General features: G+C 65.6%; 20 protein-coding genes. 11 read left to right on the top strand and 9 right to left on the bottom strand.

What is annotated here, in order from left to right:
- Positions 1-89 precede the first annotated feature (89 nt).
- The 5 genes from madL to ABIC76_RS04920 all read left to right on the top strand — a co-directional run bounded on the left by madL (position 90) and on the right by ABIC76_RS04920 (position 3,411).
- Complete coding sequence (gene madL, locus ABIC76_RS04940) at positions 90-497, top strand: malonate transporter subunit MadL (protein ID WP_354533163.1); 408 nt, start codon at positions 90-92, stop codon at positions 495-497.
- Between the two features lie 11 nt (positions 498-508).
- The gene (gene madM, locus ABIC76_RS04935) at positions 509-1,273 is read left to right on the top strand and encodes a malonate transporter subunit MadM (RefSeq protein WP_354533162.1); all 765 of its coding nucleotides are present in this window, start codon (positions 509-511) and stop codon (positions 1,271-1,273) included.
- Positions 1,270-1,905, top strand: a complete 636-nt coding sequence (locus ABIC76_RS04930) for a malonate decarboxylase holo-ACP synthase (RefSeq protein WP_354533161.1) — start codon at positions 1,270-1,272, stop codon at positions 1,903-1,905. The genes madM and ABIC76_RS04930 overlap by 4 nt, the downstream gene beginning before the upstream one ends.
- Positions 1,902-2,837: a malonate decarboxylase subunit epsilon gene (gene mdcH / locus ABIC76_RS04925; protein WP_354533160.1), complete on the top strand. Its 936-nt coding sequence runs from the start codon at positions 1,902-1,904 to the stop codon at positions 2,835-2,837. The genes ABIC76_RS04930 and mdcH overlap by 4 nt, the downstream gene beginning before the upstream one ends.
- Positions 2,838-2,916: 79 nt before the next feature.
- Positions 2,917-3,411, top strand: coding sequence for a hypothetical protein (locus ABIC76_RS04920; protein ID WP_354533159.1), 495 nt, complete (start codon positions 2,917-2,919; stop codon positions 3,409-3,411).
- A gap of 42 nt (positions 3,412-3,453) precedes the next feature.
- Here ABIC76_RS04920 and ABIC76_RS04915 read toward each other — a convergent pair whose 3' ends face one another.
- On the bottom strand, positions 3,454-5,049 hold the full coding sequence (locus ABIC76_RS04915; RefSeq protein WP_004632461.1) for a peptide chain release factor 3: 1,596 nt from the start codon (positions 5,047-5,049) through the stop codon (positions 3,454-3,456).
- A gap of 373 nt (positions 5,050-5,422) precedes the next feature.
- On the opposite strand from ABIC76_RS04915, the gene ABIC76_RS04910 reads away from it, so the two are divergent.
- A complete protein-coding gene (locus tag ABIC76_RS04910; protein WP_102065639.1) occupies positions 5,423-5,650 on the top strand; it encodes a hypothetical protein in 228 nt (75 codons plus the stop codon).
- 134 nt (positions 5,651-5,784) lie between these two features.
- Entirely contained in the window at positions 5,785-6,108 is a 324-nt protein-coding gene (locus ABIC76_RS04905; RefSeq protein WP_102065640.1) for a hypothetical protein, read from the top strand.
- Between the two features lie 10 nt (positions 6,109-6,118).
- Here the strand turns inward: ABIC76_RS04905 and ABIC76_RS04900 are convergent, their stop codons facing one another.
- From ABIC76_RS04900 to ABIC76_RS04885, 4 genes are all read right to left on the bottom strand, one after another.
- Entirely contained in the window at positions 6,119-7,129 is a 1,011-nt protein-coding gene (locus ABIC76_RS04900; protein WP_354533158.1) for a YihY/virulence factor BrkB family protein, read from the bottom strand.
- Positions 7,130-7,249: 120 nt separating this feature from the next.
- A complete protein-coding gene (locus ABIC76_RS04895) occupies positions 7,250-7,555 on the bottom strand; it encodes a hypothetical protein (RefSeq protein ID WP_027679634.1) in 306 nt (101 codons plus the stop codon).
- 69 nt (positions 7,556-7,624) lie between these two features.
- Positions 7,625-7,792 carry a DUF1328 domain-containing protein gene (locus ABIC76_RS04890; RefSeq protein WP_004632450.1) on the bottom strand — a complete coding sequence of 56 codons (168 nt, stop codon included), beginning with the start codon at positions 7,790-7,792 and terminating at the stop codon, positions 7,625-7,627.
- Between the two features lie 90 nt (positions 7,793-7,882).
- Positions 7,883-9,289, bottom strand: a complete 1,407-nt coding sequence (locus ABIC76_RS04885; protein ID WP_027679633.1) for a sigma-54-dependent transcriptional regulator — start codon at positions 9,287-9,289, stop codon at positions 7,883-7,885.
- 536 nt (positions 9,290-9,825) lie between these two features.
- Here ABIC76_RS04885 and ABIC76_RS04880 point away from each other — a divergent pair.
- The gene (locus ABIC76_RS04880; RefSeq protein ID WP_354533157.1) at positions 9,826-10,929 is read left to right on the top strand and encodes a sigma-54 interaction domain-containing protein; all 1,104 of its coding nucleotides are present in this window, start codon (positions 9,826-9,828) and stop codon (positions 10,927-10,929) included.
- A 60-nt stretch (positions 10,930-10,989) separates the two neighbouring features.
- Here the strand turns inward: ABIC76_RS04880 and ABIC76_RS04875 are convergent, their stop codons facing one another.
- On the bottom strand, positions 10,990-11,136 hold the full coding sequence (locus ABIC76_RS04875; RefSeq protein WP_180815215.1) for a hypothetical protein: 147 nt from the start codon (positions 11,134-11,136) through the stop codon (positions 10,990-10,992).
- Between the two features lie 22 nt (positions 11,137-11,158).
- Positions 11,159-11,557 (bottom strand): hypothetical protein, encoded by a 399-nt coding sequence (locus tag ABIC76_RS04870; RefSeq protein ID WP_354533156.1) that lies wholly within the window; start codon positions 11,555-11,557, stop codon positions 11,159-11,161.
- Positions 11,558-11,878: 321 nt separating this feature from the next.
- On the opposite strand from ABIC76_RS04870, the gene ABIC76_RS04865 reads away from it, so the two are divergent.
- Genes ABIC76_RS04865 through ABIC76_RS04855 form a run of 3 tightly spaced genes read left to right on the top strand, consistent with a single transcriptional unit; the run spans position 11,879 to position 15,416 of the window.
- Entirely contained in the window at positions 11,879-13,381 is a 1,503-nt protein-coding gene (locus tag ABIC76_RS04865; RefSeq protein WP_102065646.1) for an RNA polymerase factor sigma-54, read from the top strand.
- A 5-nt stretch (positions 13,382-13,386) separates the two neighbouring features.
- Complete coding sequence (locus ABIC76_RS04860; RefSeq protein ID WP_354533155.1) at positions 13,387-14,601, top strand: glycosyltransferase; 1,215 nt, start codon at positions 13,387-13,389, stop codon at positions 14,599-14,601.
- A 20-nt stretch (positions 14,602-14,621) separates the two neighbouring features.
- Positions 14,622-15,416, top strand: a complete 795-nt coding sequence (locus ABIC76_RS04855) for a DUF2334 domain-containing protein (RefSeq protein ID WP_316882527.1) — start codon at positions 14,622-14,624, stop codon at positions 15,414-15,416.
- A 9-nt stretch (positions 15,417-15,425) separates the two neighbouring features.
- Here ABIC76_RS04855 and ABIC76_RS04850 read toward each other — a convergent pair whose 3' ends face one another.
- A complete protein-coding gene (locus ABIC76_RS04850) occupies positions 15,426-15,962 on the bottom strand; it encodes a phosphatase PAP2 family protein (protein WP_027679628.1) in 537 nt (178 codons plus the stop codon).
- Complete coding sequence (locus tag ABIC76_RS04845; protein WP_354533154.1) at positions 15,940-17,112, bottom strand: glycosyltransferase family 4 protein; 1,173 nt, start codon at positions 17,110-17,112, stop codon at positions 15,940-15,942. Before ABIC76_RS04845 ends, ABIC76_RS04850 begins: the two co-directional genes overlap by 23 nt.
- Positions 17,113-17,116 lie beyond the last annotated feature (4 nt).

Genomic DNA, 17,116 nt, shown 5'->3' with positions numbered 1-17,116 from the left:
AATCAACGCAAAAACAACCAGTCCTCAACCCTCGATCACCCAAACACCACAACAGGCGACCCATCGCCGTTCCTTCAGGAGACAAAGACGTGATCATCTACGGTACAACCCTGCTGGCGCTCTGTCATATCGCCGGCCTCTTCCTGGGCGACCTGCTCGGCCAGGCCATCGGCGTGAAGGCCAACGTGGGCGGCGTGGGCATCGCCATGCTGCTGCTGATCTTCGCGCGGCTCTACCTGCACAAGCGCGGCCTGATGCCCGCCGCCACCGAGGCGGGCGTCTCGTTCTGGGGCGCGATGTACATCCCCGTAGTGGTGGCCATGGCAGCCACGCAGAACGTCGTCACGGCACTGCGCGGCGGCCCCGTTGCGTTGCTCGGTGCCATCGGCGCGGTGATCGTGTGCGGTGCGTGCATCGCGGTCATCAACCGCACAGGCAAGGTAGAAAACCGACAACCCCTGCCGCCACTGCCTGAATCCGAACAAGCCCGCGCCTAAGGAGCCGCACCATGCTGTCAATGCTAGAGAAAGTTCTGCAGCACAACGGGCTGGTCGCGGCGTTCGCGCTGGTCGGCATCGTCATGGGTCTGTCGATGTGGTTGTCCAAGAAGCTGACGTTCGGGCGCGTGCACGGCTCGGCCATCGCCATCATGATCGGGCTCGTGCTTGCCTATTGGGGCGGCATGCAGACCGGCGGCGAGCGTGGCCTGGCAGACCTGAAACTGTTCGGCGGGATCGGCCTGATGGGCGGCGCCATGCTGCGCGATTTCGCCATCGTGGCGACGGCCTTTGAAGTGCAGGTGACCGAGGCACGCAAGGCCGGCATGATCGGCGCCATCTCGCTGCTGCTGGGAACGGTACTGCCGTTCATTGTCGGCGCCTGCGTTGCCTACGCCTTCGGTTACACCGATCCGGTGAGCGTCACCACCATCGGCGCGGGTGCGGTCACGTACATCGTCGGGCCGGTGACTGGTGCGGCGCTGGGCGCCACCTCCGATGTGATGGCGCTGTCGATTGCGACGGGCCTCGTCAAGGCAATCCTGGTGATGGTCGGCACGCCGTTCGCGGCCAAGGCGCTCGGCCTGAACAACCCGCGCGCGGCCATGGTGTTCGGCGGATTGGCGGGTACGGTCAGCGGGGTGTCGGCGGGCCTGGCCGCCACGGATCGGCGGCTGGTGCCGTACGGCTCGCTCGTGGCGACGTTCCATACAGGCCTCGGCTGCCTGCTCGGACCGTCGATCCTGTTCCTGGCCACACAAGCGCTGCTGCGATGACACCCACGCCGCTGCGCGCGCACGATTTGCTGTGGGTGTCTGAAACACCCGTGGCGACGGATGGCGCGCCCTTGCCGGACTGGGCCATCACGGCCTGCCGACAAGGCGCGCCAGTCGTGGTGCGACGCGCACCGCGCGGCACCGATGGCTCCGTCCCGGTCGGCCTGCGCGGTGGCGCACGGCATGAACGCTGCGCGGCGACGGCAGCTGCCCACAGCATCACGCGTGTCGTCTCGCCCGAGGCGCTGGCAACCAAAGCGGCCTCCATCGCACACGACGCGCCATTCGCGGCGCTGCGCACCTTGCGCGCGCTGACGCCAGGACTCAACGCACTCGGCTGGGCGTGGGGGCCGACAGGCGGCGCCGGCTTTGCGCTCGCCAGCGGGCTGCCTGCGCTGCATGCGGAGAGCGATCTCGATCTCGTTGTGCGCATGCCGCGTGCCCCGTCGACTGCGCAACGCGATCAGCTCGTCCGCCTGTTGAGCGATACCGAGTGCCGCGTCGATTTGCAGATCGACACCGGCTACGGCGGCTTCGCGTTACGCGACTGGCTGGCGTCGCCGCATCAAACGTTGCTCAAGACCGACCACGGCCCCCGGCTCGTCGCAGACCCATGGAGCGACGCGGCATGAGCATCCTGTTCATGTTTCCCGGCCAGGGCAGCCAGCGCGCGGGCATGCTGCATGCGCTGCCTGATGACCCGGCTGTTGCGCAGACGTTGACCGAAGCCGGCGACGTACTCGGCGTCGATCCGCTCACGCTCGATACCGCAGAGGCGTTGCGGTCGACGGTGGCCGTACAGCTTTGTCTCTTGATTGCCGGCGTGGCCGTCGCCCGCACGCTGACTCGACACGACGCAGGACCGGACATGGTGGCGGGCCTGTCCATTGGCGCGTGGCCTGCGGCGGTTGTCGCGGGCGTGCTCGAGTTCAGCGATGCGTTACGCCTGGTGCGCCTGCGGGCTCAGCTCATGGAAGACGCTTACCCAAGCGGTTACGGCATGGTCGCCATCATCGGCCTCGCCGAACCGGAGGTCAGCGGCATCGTTGCGCAAGTCAACGCGACCGCCACGCCGGCCTATGTCGCCAACGTGAATGCGGAACGGCAGATCGTCGTGGCCGGCAACGACGCAGCGCTCGCGCAGGTCGCCGAGCGTGCGCTGTCCCACGGCGCATCGAAAGCGACGCGGTTGTGCATGGCGGTGCCGTCTCACTGCCCGTTGCTGGACACGCAAGCCGCCGAGCTTGCGGCCGCCGCGGCAAAGGCCACCGCCCACGCGCCACAGATCACCTACGTCAGCAGCAGCCGCGCGCGTGCGCTGTTCCGTGCCAATCTCATCGTCGAAGACCTGGCGTGGAACATGGCGCGGCCGGTGTTGTGGCACGACACGCTGCGGCATGCGCTGGAACGCGGCGCAAGCATGGCGGTGGAGGTGCCGGGTGGCGGCGCTCTGGCGCGCCTGGCGCAGGGTGTGTTTGCCGCAGAGGCCGTGTTGGATGCGGGCGCCGGCCTGGACGCGGTGCGGGTGCGGATACAGCGACAACGCCGCGGGGACGGCCCTTGAATTGTCTGCCCCATGGACTTTTCAGCGGCATTCCGGCATCGTTGCGCGCCGGATTTCATCGCTCGTGAGAGGCCCCGAATTGCGCGTCCTGTCCATTGCCGCGATCGCCACCTTGTTCGCCACCTCCGCGTTGGCGGCCACCACGGGAACCGCCGAAGAAGAACTCGCAAGCTGGTACTACGTCGCACAGTCATTGACGTATGGCGGCTATGAAACCGATGGCTTGAGCTTCTACGCCAACTGCGAGGACGGGCGGCTCCACGTTGCGGTATCCACGAGTGCGCAACCGGGGCAAAACGGAACGGCCCTCCGCATCCAATTCGCTTCCGGCCCTCTGCGCTTAACGATTCCGGCGCGCCTTGAAGTGTCCGACATGGAAGCGTATGCCGTGGGTGACGTGAAGCCGCGGGCGCGCTTCTACGCGTTGTTCCATACAGGCAAGCCGATCACGGTCAAAGTGGCCGGCGCAGACCCGCAGCCTCTGCAGCTTCTGCGGCTCTCACCGCGGAACGCCGACACCGGCGCCCGCCAGCTTGAAGCGGTTTGCCCGGTGTCACGCCGAACAGGTCAATAAAAAACGGGGCACATGGCCCCGTTTCTTTTTGCCCATCGCCGCTCAGACGATTTCCCGCGTTTCCATGAACTGGATGTCCGGAAAGCGCTCCTGCGTCAGGCGCAGATTGACCTGGCTCGGCGCCAGGTACACGTAATCGCCGGCACCATCCAGCGCCACGTTGTGGCCGGCCTTGTCGATCAGCTTGTCGATATCTTCCTGCTTGCCGCGCAGCCAGCGGGCCGTGGAGCATTCGTGCGGTTCGAAGATGGCATCGACGCCGTATTCGTGCTCCAGGCGGTGCGCAACCACGTCGAACTGCAGGATACCCACGGCGCCCAGCACGAGGTCGTTCGATGCCAGCGGGCGGAACATCTGCGTGGCGCCTTCTTCGGCCAGTTGCTGCAAACCCTTCTGCAGTTGCTTCAGGCGCAGCGGGTTGTTCAGGCGCGCGCGACGGAAGAACTCCGGCGCAAACGACGGGATACCCGTGAACTTGAGCGCCTCGCCTTCCGTGAAGGCATCACCCAAGCGGATCGTGCCGTGGTTGGGCACGCCGATGATGTCGCCGGCGAAGGCCTCTTCCGTGGTATTGCGGTCCTGCGCCATGAACGTGATGGCGTTGTTGATGGCGACCGTCTTGCCGGTCGACACCTGCAGCAGCTTCATGCCGCGCTCGAAGCGGCCCGAGCACACGCGCACAAACGCGATGCGGTCACGATGCTTCGGGTCCATGTTGGCCTGGATCTTGAAGACGAAGCCGGTGAACTTCTCTTCCATCGGCTTGACTTCGCGCGTTTCGGTGGGGCGCGCCAGCGGCTCGGGCGATTGGTCGACCAGTGCATCGAGCAGCGACTGCACGCCGAAGTTGTTCACTGCCGAACCGAAATACACCGGGCATTGCTTGCCGGCCAGGAACGCCTCTTTGTCGAACGTGTGCGATGCACCGCGCACGAGTTCGATGTCAATGCGCAGTTCTTCCGCCTGCGAGCCCAGCACGCGATCCAGCTCCGGGTTGTCCAGACCTTGGATCAGGCCGGCGGTGGCGCCCTTCTCGCTGTCGGCGTTCGGGTCGAACAGCTGCACCGTGTCGTTGACCAGGTGATACACGCCCTTGAACGACTTGCCCATGCCGATGGGCCACGTCATCGGGGCGCACTGGATCTGCAGCACGCTTTCGATTTCATCGAGCAGCTCGATGGGCGCACGGCCTTCGCGGTCGAGCTTGTTGATGAACGTGAGGATGGGCGTGCTGCGCAGCCGGCAGACGTTGAGCAGCTTGATGGTCTGCGCTTCCACGCCGTTGACGGAGTCGATCACCATCACGGCGGAGTCGACGGCCGTGAGCGTGCGGTACGTGTCTTCCGAGAAGTCTTCGTGGCCGGGGGTGTCGAGCAGGTTGACGATGTAGTCGCCGCCCTCGTTTCGGTACGGGAATTGCATCACCGACGACGTGACGGAGATGCCGCGCTGCTTTTCCATCTCCATCCAGTCGGAGGTGGCGTGGCGGTTGGCTTTGCGTGCGCGCACGGCGCCGGCCATCTGGATGGCGCCGCCGAACCACAGCAGTTTCTCGGTCAGCGTGGTTTTACCCGCATCCGGGTGGGCAATGATGGCGAACGTCCGGCGGCGCCGGATCTCCTGCTGCAGCGTACTCACGGGCAAAAAACCGAAAGGGAAGGAGTGAAAAAATGCGGAGGGTCGCGCACGTGGCAAGTGCGCTGGCTGGCGGGTCATCCCGGCGGCCGATGGACTGCCCGAACGGCGTTGTCAATCCGGGGCAGCCGAGATTGTACGCGATCGGCGCCCTTGCTTAGGATCAACTGATCCGGGCCGCAAGCGCGGGAAACTCCCTAGGAACCGTCCCCCGGACGGAGGAGACCAACCCGTTGTGGGAATGCACTGACAACCCTTTCGGAGCGGATGTTATCGAAGTTGTCATGAAGCTCCCGTATTGTGGAGTCCGTCGCGAAACCCGCCCTTGGGTACGCCGCGACATTGAAAGAAGCAAAGAAGCAAGGAGTCCAACATCGTGCGTAGTCGAATCCCTGTCGATCCGGCAGTGCAACGCATCCTCGAGACCACCCGCAAGGCGTGGCAACTCGATGAACAAAGCGTGCGCGCGGCGCGTCAGCAGCGTGCCGCCAATCGGCGCAAACGGATCAAGGCTTTGCCGCAGAACAGTCTGCAGGCACTCGCCGCACTGGCCCTGCAGGCTGAAATCTGGGCCGTGCGCAAGACCGTGGTGACGGTCGGCTAGCCGCGCAGTTCCTCACCGTGTCGAGGGCCACAGTCGTGGCCCTTTTCTTTTGGCATCGCGCAACGTTCGTTGGCAACGTCGGGGCATGGCGGTTGCTTGTCACGAGGTGACGTTACCCAGCTCAGGAGGCCCACATGACCGAACTGAACCCGAAGTCGCCCGGCAGTAATGGCACGAACGGCGCGAACGGCACCAACGGTGCCACCGTCACCACGCTGCATCCGCAGATCGACCACACCGCACAGCGCGTGAAAGACGCGACCGCCGAGGGGATCGACCGGCTCGCGAGCGTCCTTTCCACGGCGCTCACGCAGTTCGACAAACGCACTGAACAATTGAAGAACTTGCACGCGAATGTCTCGGAGCAGGCGAGCGGCTCCGTGCGTCAGCATCCGGTCATTACGGTCGGCTTGGCGTTTGTGGCGGGGATGCTGCTGGAGCAGCTGACCCGGGATTGAGCGGGGCGCCCTAGCGCCCGTCGCGCGGGGCGCTGGCGGTGCTGCCTGTCGTCGCTCCATTGGACAGGTTGGCCGCCAGCGCCGGGTTGAGCAATGCCGCCTGCGCGGCGGCATGGGCCCGGCCCGCCGCTTCGTGCTGGCGGCTGCCGAACTGCAACGCATATTGCCGCGTGACCAGCGCGCCAAAGAAGAAGATCTGCGCCGAGTAGTAGATCCACAGCATCAGCGCCACCACCGACCCTGCCGCCCCGTAAGACGATGCCACCGCGCTGTTGCCGAGATACAGGCCGATGAGGTGCTTGCCCAGCGTGAAGAGCAGCGCCGTCACGACAGCACCGAGGGCGACGTCGCGCCACGCCACGCGCGTCTCCGGCAGCATTTTGAAGATGGTGCCGAACAGCAGCGCCACGACGGCAAACGAAAACGCCGACGACACCACTTCTGCCACCAGCAGCGCAATGCCCGAAGTGGAGCCTGACCACAAGGCGCCCCAGAAGCGCTCCACCACCGCCAGCGCCGCGTTGATGGTGAGCGACACCAGCAGCAGAAACGCCAGCACGAGGATCAGGCTAAAGGACAACAGACGTGAATGCAGCAGGCCCCACAGCCCGGGCTGCTGGCGTGGCGGCACGTCCCAAAGTTCATCGAGGCTGTCCTTGAGTTCGGAGAACGCGGTGGTGGCGCCCACCAACAACAGCGCGACGGCAGTGACAGCGGCGAACAGGCCGTTGCCCGAGCGCCGGGTTGCTGCAAGCACGGCTTCCACAGCGGAAGCACCCTGCGCGCCGACCAGCCCTTCGATCTGCCCAAAGATTTCGCCGCGCGCGGCCTGTTCGCCGAAGAACAAGCCCGCAATGGAGATCACGAGCACCAGCACCGGCGCCATCGAGAACAACGTGTAGAACGACAACGCCGCGCCCTTGCTCGCGGCGCGATGCGCAGACCACTGCTGCACTGCCCCGATCAGCACCTGGGCAGATCGCTTGAGCAGGGCACGGTCGAAGCAGGCAGCCAGGCGCATGGAGGTTCCTTGCAAAGCGATGCGGCCAGCGCAATGCCGGCCTGGACCTTGAGCCTAGTCAGCGCACGGCGCGCGCGCAAGCGCGCGACCGTGGCCGCCGTCAAAGGAAGGCTTTCGCCCTCAGTCGTTACCGCCGCCCAACAGCCGGCTGATGAGAAAGCCCGCGCCGAACGCGAGGCCAATCGTCGCAAGCGGATGCGACCGCATGCATTCGGCCGCATCGCTCATCAGGCGCTGCTGGGAAGCGCGCAGTTGCTCGCGCTTGGCAGCGGCCTCGTCGAGCGCGGTGGCCGCAGCGTCGGCAGTGCGGTCGATGGCCTGTGCGGTGGTCGCCTTCACACGCTCGGCGGCTTGCGCCACGTCGCCGCGGATGAGGTTGCCGTTGGCATCCGATTTCGGAAAGGGGTTGGTTTGAGACGGTTCCATCAGTCAGCGCTCCTGGAGTTGCATGGCATCGTGAGAGCCGGGTTGAAAGCTGTGCGCATCATCCCGGCGTCATCCTCTGCCCGCGACCAGACCCCAGATGAGGCTGACCACAAACAGCACCACGAAAATCATGAACAGAATCTTGGCAATGCTCGCTGCGCCGGCAGCGATGCCGCCAAACCCGAGCACGGCCGCAATCAGGGCGATGATGAAAAAGACGACTGCATAACGCAGCATGGTGACCTCCTGTGCAGTTGAGTGAGCTTGCCGCCATGGGGCGGATACCCCACGGGATCAGCAAGCCGCGTACCGCGCCAGGAGGTCGGGTTATGCCTCGGTGGCATGCGCGCGGCCGGAACCAGCGCTGTTGCCCTCGCCGCCGTCCTCACCGCCGCTGTTGCCGTATTCCTCAAGCCGGTTGTAAAGCGTCTTCAGGCTGATACCGAGCAGCTCGGCCGCACGCTTTTTCACACCCCCGCATTGCTCCAGCGTGGCAAGAATGAGCTTCTTGTCGGCGCTCGCCAGCGATGTGCCGACCGAAATCGTCAGCGTGGAACCCGACGTGGTCTGCGTGCTCGACACCTGCAGCGGCACGTTGGCGGTATCGATGCCGGCGTCGTCCGACAGGATGTACGCGCGCTGCACGTAGTTGCGCAGTTCGCGCACATTGCCCGGCCAGTGGTAGCTGCGCAGCGTCTCCATGGCGGGCGGCAGGAATGCCTTCTTGGTATTGCTCTGCGCGTTGAGCTGGTCGAGGAAATGCTGGGCCAGCAGCTCGACATCCTTGCCGCGCTCGCGCAGCGGCGGCAATTGCAGCGGAAACACGTTCAGGCGGTGATACAGGTCGGCGCGCAGCTTGCCGTCTGCCACGGCCTCTTCGGGGTCGCGGTTGGTGGCGGCAATCACGCGCACGTCGGAGTCGATCTCGCGGTTGGTGCCCACGCGCATGAACACGCCGGTTTCCAGCACGCGCAGCAGCTTCACCTGCAGCTCGATCGGCATCTCGGTAATTTCATCGAGGAACAGCGTGCCGCCGTTGGCGCGTTCGAAGTAGCCCTTGTGCTGGCGATCCGCGCCCGTGAAGCTGCCGCGCTCGTGGCCGAACATTTCCGACTCGATCAGGTTGGGCGAAATGGCGCCGCAGTTGACCGGCAGGAACGGCTGCTTGCGACGCAGGCTGAGGTCGTGAATAGTCTGCGCGGCCAGCTCCTTGCCTGTGCCCGACTCGCCGATGAGCAGCACAGTCGCCTCGGTGGGCGCCACGCGGCTGACCTGGTCGTACAGCGTCTGCATTGCTGTCGAGTTGCCGAGCATCTGGCCGAAAAGGCCCAGGCGCCGCAGCTCGCCCCGCAGATTGCCGATCTCGGCTTTAAGATCGCCCGGGCGTGGAATCCGCGCCAGGACCGATTTCAAACGTTGGAAGTTGACCGGCTTGACGAGGTAGTCGGCCGCGCCCATGCGCAGCGCCTCGACGGCGGTTTCCACGCTGGCGTGGCCCGTCATGACGATGATCTCGGTGCCGGAATGCGGCGCGATGTCTTCCATCAGATCCATGCCGTTGCCGTCAGGCAGGACAAGATCGATTAGCACGGCATCGGGGCTGTGACGCGACATCTGAATGCGCGCATCGCGCAGCGACCCGGCCAGCGCGGTGGTGAAGCCCTCGGCACCCACCAGCTCACCCAGAGCAGCGCGCGCGTTGGCATCGTCTTCGACAATCAGGATATGTGGCATCTCAATGTGGTTGGATGAGCCGGCATGTGCCGGCGGTCATGCATGGCGCGACGGTGCGCCTGGCTGCAGAACCGGCGGCAGGTGCAAAAAGTATTCCATCCAATACAACCTACGCAATCGCGCTTCAAAACCCACATCGGCGCGGGGCGCCGGTAATTTTTACACGCGCACGTGCAAGAAATGGATCGAATACATCACTCGAGCGGCCGTCCCGGAACTACGTAGCAGTCAGCATAGTTGAGATGGTCGGCGCGCCGCCACCCTCGGGCCGAAATGGACACTTCTCGCCGCATGAAAATGTGAAAGCCGCGCGGCATCTGCGTCTCAGGCCCGTTTCTTGTCAGCGTTTCGCCGACAGGATGGAAGAAACGTCAGCGCATGCCCGACATACAACGCGCTTCGGCGGCCCTGATAATGGCTCAACTTTTCAACACAATGTGACGGGATGACGACGTACCCAGCCTTCCGAAGACTGCATCGCTGAAGATGCAGCCGCTCGCCAGGACGTCCCCGTCGCGATCAACCACGAGGGAGCCATGTCCTTGAGCGAAGCCTTCGCCGACGAACGTGCCGTGACCGCCGGGCGCCTGAGCTATCCCCCTGCCCTGGCCGACTTTGACGACGCCGAGCGTGTCGCGCCCGACGTTGAAACGCCTCCTGCCCAACCTGTTGCCGAGCCGGATTTCGGCCACCTCTACGGCCGCTCGCCGGTCATGCGTGCGCTGTACGACCAGATCGGCAAGGTGTCCGGCACGCTTGCCACCGTGCTCATCATGGGCGAATCGGGAACCGGCAAGGAGCTGATCGCGCGCACGGTGCACGACATGAGCCCGCGCGCTGACCAAGCCTTCATCGCGGTGAACTGCGGCGCCATCTCGCCCAACCTGATCGAATCGGAACTGTTCGGCCACGAAAAGGGCAGCTTTACCGGCGCCGCCCAGCGCCATATCGGCTACTTCGAACATGCCTGCGGCGGCACGATCTTCCTCGATGAAATCACCGAGATGCCGGTCGAGATGCAGGTGAAGCTGCTGCGCGTGCTGGAAACCGGCGTGTTCATGCGGGTGGGCGGTACCGAGCCGATCCAGACACGCGCGCGCATCATTGCAGCCACCAACCGCAACCTGCTTGAAGCGGTCAGCGAAGGGGCCTTCCGCGAAGATCTGATGTACCGCCTGGCGGTGGTGCCGCTGCAGGTGCCGCCGCTGCGCGATCGCGGCGACGACATCGAAGAACTGGCCCTGCATTTTCTCGCCCAGTTCAATGCCGCGCACCAGACCGACAAGGTGTTCTCGCGTCAGGCCCTGACCGCCCTGCGCAGCCAGACCTGGCCCGGCAATGTGCGTGAACTGCGCAACGCCGTGCAGCGCGGCTACATCCTCGGCGAGAAAACCGTCGAACTGGCCACGCCGCTCGCACCGGCGCGCGGCCCGGCGCGCCCGACAGTCAAGGAAGGTGTGCTGAGCCTGTCGGTGGGTGTGACACTGGCGGATGCGCAACGGGCGATGATCCTCGCGACGCTCGAGCACTTTCATGGCGACAAGCGCCAGGCCGCCAAGACGCTCGGCGTGAGCCTGAAAACGCTGTACAACCGTCTCGACCTCTATCAAAGCACCGCGGCCGCCGCCATGGCGGCCTGACTGCGGCGCTTCTCCACGCTTCAACGTAGTAACGCCGTACCCGTGCATCCGCGCTGAGGTTTAGCGCGGATGCGCGTGTGCGCGCTCGCCGGGATGCTCGTGGCGTCGGCGCTCCTGCGGTTCGGGCGCAGGCCGGCGCGGTGCCGGTTCGGTTTCCGCGCGGGCGCGCGGGCCCGTGCGGACGGCGGTGGTGAGTGTCATCGGCATGGCGAGCCCTTTCCTTTGAACGTTACTGACCTTGCTTGGAACTGCCGGGGTAGGAATTACCGGTCGTCGTGGCGGCGTCATTGCCGCCGTGCTGCACGCCCGAGTGGGACATATCGCCCGCGCTGTTGGTACCACCCGGCACGGTGGAGCTGGACTTCTTGTGATGGCGATGCTTCTTGTGCGCCGGCTTGCTGGTATCGCTGCCGCCCGCGGCCGGTGCCGCTTCGCTGCCGGCCATCGGTGTATTGGCCGTACGATCGGCCGTTGACGACGGCGGGTCGGTGCGCTTGCCCGGCGCCTTGGTCGGATTGCTGGATTCCTGGTTGTCGACCGGGGCGGCCGTCGTCTGGGCGATCGCGGTACCCATACCAAGGCTGAAAATCGCGCTGACAAGCGCAGCGCTCAGGAAACGTGTTCGCATGTGGTTTCTCCTGGGATGTGATGCTCGATAGGAAGGCAATGGAAGCGCACTGCGGCGCGTCTCCCGTCTCCTCCCGCAGCAACGCATGTACCCGCGGTGCCACCCATCGGGCTCGACGGTCGCAGCGCGTGCCCCGCCCGCCCTGTCATGTGCCGGCAATACTGCGCATATAAAAACGACATGACCATGTAGAAACCGGCGTGCCAGCCGCCCGTAAAGCCTTGTGGCGACTGGGTTTGTTGACATGGCATACCCTTTGCATCGATGCGGTGACCTGTCGACGGCAATGTCGACGCCCACTCACCAACGGAGGCAAGGCGAATGGTCAAGGCCGCTCTGGAAATGCGTGCGAAGCAGCATCTCGCGCTAACGCCGCGGCTGCAGCAGTCCGTCAAGCTGCTGCAGTTGTCTGCAACCGAATTTGCGCAGGAAATGCAAGAAGCGCTCGCAAGCAATCCGTTCCTGGAAGAAGTCGAGCAAGAAGCAGGTGCGCAGCCTGATGTCGCGCGCACCGGCGACATTGCTACGTCTGCCGATCTGGACGGCGCCGCGGCCGACCACACGCCTGTCGACGATGCCCCGCTGGAAACCACCACCAGCGCCATCGAGACCGACGCCACGCTGGCCGCATCGGAAGACTTTCCCACCGACTTCAGCACCTACTACAGCCACGGCGGCGCCCACCACGGCGACGGTGAAGACAGCGACATCGGCGAATGGGTGCACTCCACGCCGAGCCTGCGCGAGCATCTGCATCAGGAGCTGCGCAGCTATCGCCTGTCTGAGCGCGACTGCCTGGTCGCACAGACAGTGATCGAAGCGCTGGACGACGACGGCTACCTGCGCCAGCTGCTTTCCGAACTGATCCCGCTGGCGCCGGTGGAACCGCCGCCGACCGAGAAGGAAATGCAGATTGCGCTGGCGCTCGTACAGAGCCTGGATCCGCCGGGCGTGGCTGCGCGCGACCTTGCCGAATGCCTGCGCCTGCAGATCGAAGCGCGCCCCGCTGACACCGAAGCCGAAGAACGCATCCAGGAAATCGCACAGGACATCGTACGCAGTCACCTGCCGCGTCTGGCCAAGCGCGAATTCACGCAGATGCGTCGGGCGCTGGGGTGTACGGAAGACGAGCTGCGCGATGCCTGCGCATTGATCCGCATGCTGGACCCGCGCCCGGGGCTGCGCTTCTCGCAGGCGCATGCCGGCTACATCGTGCCGGACGTGATCGTCACCAAGATCAAGGGCAAATGGATCGCGCTGACGAATCCGGCGGTGGCCCCATGCGCGCGCATCAACAAGGTGTACGCCGAGCTGTTTGCGCAGACGCGCGGTCACCATCGCACACCGCTGGCGCATCAGCTGCAGGAGGCGCGCTGGCTGATCCGCAACGCCCAGCAGCGCTTTGCCACCATCCAGCGCGTGGCCGAGGCGATCGTCGCGCACCAGAAGCACTTCCTCGAATACGGCGAGGTCGCCATGAAACCGCTGGTGCTGCGTGATGTGGCCGAAGAACTGGGCCTGCACGAATCGACCATCTCGCGCGCCACCGGCAACAAGTACATGGCCACGCCGCGCGGCATCTTCGAATTCAAGTACTTCTTCTCGCGCCAGCTGGCGACCGACACGGGCGGCGCATGCTCGGCGGCCTCCGTGCGGGCGCTGCTCAAGGAGATGATCGAAGCCGAAGACGCGGACGCACCGCTCTCCGATGTGTCGCTCGCGAAGATGCTGGCCGAGCAGGGCGTGATCGTTGCGCGGCGCACCGTCGCCAAGTATCGCGGCCTCATGCGCATTGCGCCCGCCGAAATGCGCCGCCAGGTCTGACCACCGTGCGCAAGCTGCCCACCGATCACTACCCGCATCGCCACGACGGCGATGCCACGGCCGCCTCGTTGCATCTGGCGGACGTGACGATGTTCTGGGCAGCGGAAAGCGGTGGCGTCAAACGCTACCTGCGCGCCAAGCACGACTTTCTGCGCTCCACGCACTGGCGGCACACGCTTGTCGTGCCTGGCACGGCCGACGATGCCAGCAACGAGATCGCCGTGGTGCCCGGCGTGCCGCTGCCGCTCTCGCACGGCTATCGCATTCCGCTGCGCACCGGGCCTGCCGTACGTGCACTGTGTGCGTTGTCGCCGGACCTGATCGAAGCCGGCGACCCATATCGGTTGTCGTGGGCGGCGGTACATGCCGGCGCGCGGTTGCAGGTGCCGGTGGCGGCGTTCTATCACTCCGACTTGCCTGCGTTCTTCCGCCGGCTGGGCGGTCCACCCGCGGAACTGGCGGCAGCGGCCTATGCCCGCAAGCTGTATCCGCACTTCGATACGGTCTTCGTGCCCAGCCGCTACATCGCGCAGAAGGTGGCCGACCTGGGCGTGCAGCGCATTGAACTGCAGCCGCTGGGCGTGGACACGCGCCTGTTCCACCCCGCACGGCGCTCGCTGCGCTGGCGCGAACAGTTGAACCTGCCGCGCGATGCCCGCGTGCTGTTGTACGTCGGCCGCTATGCGCCCGAGAAGAACTTGCACGTGCTGAGCGACGCGGTGGACAAGCTCGACGACGGTAGCGTGCTCGTCACCATCGGCTCGGGCCCGACGCCTCCGCGTGGCAGGCACGTGCGCGCGCTTGCTTATGAAGGTGATGCGGCGCACCTGGCCGCCGCCATGGCGAGCGCCGATGTCTTTGTGCATGCGGGCGATCAGGAGACCTTCGGCCTCGTCGCGCTGGAAGCGATGGCGAGCGGCGTGCCCGTCGTCACATGCGCAGCCGGGGGCTTGAGCGAGCTGGTGGACGAGCACGTCGGCTATGCCGTGCCACGCTGCGTCGCTGACGATTTTGCACAGGCCCTCCATGCGCTGCGCCAACGAGACCCGGTGACGCTCGCGCACGCCGCGCGCCGCCATGCCATGCAATACGACTGGCGGACCGTGTTGCCGCAGCTGCTGCACCGCTATCTCGCTCTACTCGGCCGCCAGACTGGCACCGCCGCTGAAACAACACTCCCGCCGGCTCGCGAACGCGTGCGTGCATCGCGCGGCCGGTAGTCCACACCGATCTGTCCATCATGTCGCGCTATCTCATCCTCGCCATGCACGATGTCACGCCGGCCACCTGGCCTGCGTGCAAGGTGTTGCTCTCTGCATTGGACGAGGTGGCGCGCGTACCCAAATCGCTGCTCGTCATTCCGAACTTCTATCGCGGCCCGACCGCTCGCAACAGCGAGCGCTTTTGCCGCGTGATGAGCGAATGCCTGGCCGAGGGCGATGAACTTGTGCTGCACGGCTATGCGCATCTGGACGACCAGCCCCCCGGCGGCCTGATCCAGCAGCTGATCCGCACGCGCTACACGGCGGGTGAAGGCGAGTTCTCTGCGATTCCACTGGCAGCGGCGCGTGCGCGCATCGAAGCCGGCGCAGCCTGGTTTGCTGCCAACGGCTGGCCGCTGCATGGCTTTGTCGCGCCGGCGTGGCTGATGAACCCGGCCACCTGGGAAGCGCTCGATGGGCTGCCACTGCGCTACACGACCACGCTGCAGCGCTTTTACTTGCTGCACCCACGCCGCCCGCTCAAGGCGCCGTGCCTGACGTATAGCGTTCGCTCGCCGGCGCGCCGGCTGGTGTCGCGCTATTACCTGCGCTGGCTGGCACAACGGCACGCGGATGCACCGCTGCTGCGCCTGGGATTGCATCCGGCCGACGCGGCCCATCCCGATGTCATTCGCCATTGGCAGGAGTTGCTTGCGGCATGCCTGGAGACGCGCACGCCCGTCACCAAGAATGGCTTTGCGCAGGTGTTGGCGCAGGCCTGGATGGGCGGCCCGGAAACCACCGTCACCGGGCAGGCGCAAACGTCGTACTGAGCGCGGGCCTTAGAACAGCCACACCGACAATCCGCCGATCAGCATCCCAAGCCCGGCGCCCGCGAGCACGTCGCTCGGGTAATGCAGGCCGAGCACGACGCGAGAAAGGGCAACCATCAGCGTGAATGGCACGAGCGCCAGCGCCATGCGGGGGTAATACGCCGCCATCACGATGCTGAACGACACGGCATGCAGCGTGTGGCCCGATGGAAAACTGAACTGATCGAGCACGCGCCCGCACAGGTGGATTTCTTCGCAGGAAAGATACGGTCGCGGACGGCATACACCGCGCTTGAGCACGATGTAGATAATGAGCGAGAGCAGCCCCGTGAGGCCCATCTGCTTGGCGCATTCCCAGCCCGCTTCACCGCCCACCACGGGCAACGCCGCCATCAACGCATACCAGAGCATGCCGTCGCCAAGGCGGCTGACACCGCGATAGAAACGCATCGCCGACGCATTGCCGGCCACATGGTTGAGCGCCACGGCGAGCTGCCGATCACGCTCGCGCCAGCGCTTCCAGTCAGGCCAGGCGTGGGTCGCCATGGTAGGCCTCCCCGTTGGTGGCTGCATCGTGCACGGCGACGAGCGCGTCTTCAAAGCGCTCGAGCACGCGCGGCCAATCTAGCGTCTGCGCCGTGGCGCGGGCTGCCTGGCCCAGGCGTTGCCGCAGGCCGGCATCCGTGGCCAGGGTGACGGCATGCCGCGCAAAAGACGCCGTATCACCAACGCGCGCGAGCAAGCCGTTTTCGTCGCTGCGCACGTGCATGCCCGCCGCAGCGGTGTCGAAGGCCACCACGGGCAGGCCGCTTGCCATGGCCTCGACCACCACGTTGCCGAAGGTCTCCGTCACGCTGGGAAAGAGAAACAGGTCCGCAGATGCGTAGTGCGCTGCCAGTGCTTCGCCATGCTGGGTGCCGGCAAAGATGGCATCGGGGCAGCGCCTGCGCAGTGCGTTGCGCTGCGGACCATCGCCCACCATGACGAGGCGAGCGTGCGGCACGCGTTCGCGCACAGCATCAAACGCATCGAGTGCGACACCCAGGTTCTTTTCCAACGCCAAACGTCCGACCGTCAGCACGACCGGTGTATCGGCCGCGACGCCCCACTGCGTGCGCACTGCATCGCTGCGGGCCTGCGGTGTGAAGCGGTGTGCATCGACGCCGCGCGTGCTGACGGTCAGGCGCTCGAAATCAAGGTCGCTCAACTGCCGCTGCAATTCGCGCGTGGGGACGAAGGTGCGGTCGGTGCGATTGTGAAAGGCGCGGAGATACGCGCGCACCAACGTCACGGCGCCTTCCCACGCGTAGTGGCGGCCGTACTCGTCAAAGCGCGTTCTGAAATCCGACGTGACGGGCACGGCGAGTTGCCGCGCGGCCCGAATGGCAGACCAGCCGAGCGGCCCTTCCGTGGCCACGTGCACCAGATCGGGCCGATAGGTGCTCCAGGCCCGAAGCAAACGCCGGCGTGCGGGCAAGCCCATGCGCAAATCGGGATACAACGGAATCGGCACGCCGGGCACGCGCAACGTGTCGTCTGCAAGTGCAGGCTTGCCGGCGTCGATGGCGCTTTGGCGCGGACGCACCAGCATCACGTCGTGCCCGCGCGTCTGCAGGAACGCCACGGTGCGTGCGGCCGTGAGCGACACGCCGTTCAGCTCCGGCGGCCAGGTTTCGGTCACATAAGCAATGCGCATGGAT

Origin of the sequence: Ralstonia sp. 1138 (genome assembly GCF_040544795.1) — a bacterium.
Classification (GTDB): domain Bacteria; phylum Pseudomonadota; class Gammaproteobacteria; order Burkholderiales; family Burkholderiaceae; genus Ralstonia; species Ralstonia flatus.
This window is presented reverse-complemented; position numbering and strand designations above follow the sequence as displayed.

Bases quoted from the DNA above. Each gene is read 5' to 3' on its own strand.
- ABIC76_RS04850 (WP_027679628.1), bottom strand. From the start codon at position 15,962: ATGGCGACCCACGCCTGGCCTGACTGGAAGCGCTGGCGCGAGCGTGAT.
- ABIC76_RS04885 (WP_027679633.1), bottom strand. From the start codon at position 9,289: ATGCCACATATCCTGATTGTCGAAGACGATGCCAACGCGCGCGCTGCT.
- madM (WP_354533162.1), top strand. From the start codon at position 509: ATGCTGTCAATGCTAGAGAAAGTTCTGCAGCACAACGGGCTGGTCGCG.
- ABIC76_RS04875 (WP_180815215.1), bottom strand. From the start codon at position 11,136: ATGCCGATGACACTCACCACCGCCGTCCGCACGGGCCCGCGCGCCCGC.
- ABIC76_RS04855 (WP_316882527.1), top strand. From the start codon at position 14,622: ATGTCGCGCTATCTCATCCTCGCCATGCACGATGTCACGCCGGCCACC.
- ABIC76_RS04895 (WP_027679634.1), bottom strand. From the start codon at position 7,555: ATGGAACCGTCTCAAACCAACCCCTTTCCGAAATCGGATGCCAACGGC.
- ABIC76_RS04930 (WP_354533161.1), top strand. From the start codon at position 1,270: ATGACACCCACGCCGCTGCGCGCGCACGATTTGCTGTGGGTGTCTGAA.
- ABIC76_RS04900 (WP_354533158.1), bottom strand. From the start codon at position 7,129: ATGCGCCTGGCTGCCTGCTTCGACCGTGCCCTGCTCAAGCGATCTGCC.
- ABIC76_RS04845 (WP_354533154.1), bottom strand. From the start codon at position 17,112: ATGCGCATTGCTTATGTGACCGAAACCTGGCCGCCGGAGCTGAACGGC.
- ABIC76_RS04865 (WP_102065646.1), top strand. From the start codon at position 11,879: ATGGTCAAGGCCGCTCTGGAAATGCGTGCGAAGCAGCATCTCGCGCTA.
- mdcH (WP_354533160.1), top strand. From the start codon at position 1,902: ATGAGCATCCTGTTCATGTTTCCCGGCCAGGGCAGCCAGCGCGCGGGC.
- ABIC76_RS04905 (WP_102065640.1), top strand. From the start codon at position 5,785: ATGACCGAACTGAACCCGAAGTCGCCCGGCAGTAATGGCACGAACGGC.
- ABIC76_RS04870 (WP_354533156.1), bottom strand. From the start codon at position 11,557: ATGCGAACACGTTTCCTGAGCGCTGCGCTTGTCAGCGCGATTTTCAGC.
- ABIC76_RS04880 (WP_354533157.1), top strand. From the start codon at position 9,826: ATGTCCTTGAGCGAAGCCTTCGCCGACGAACGTGCCGTGACCGCCGGG.
- ABIC76_RS04890 (WP_004632450.1), bottom strand. From the start codon at position 7,792: ATGCTGCGTTATGCAGTCGTCTTTTTCATCATCGCCCTGATTGCGGCC.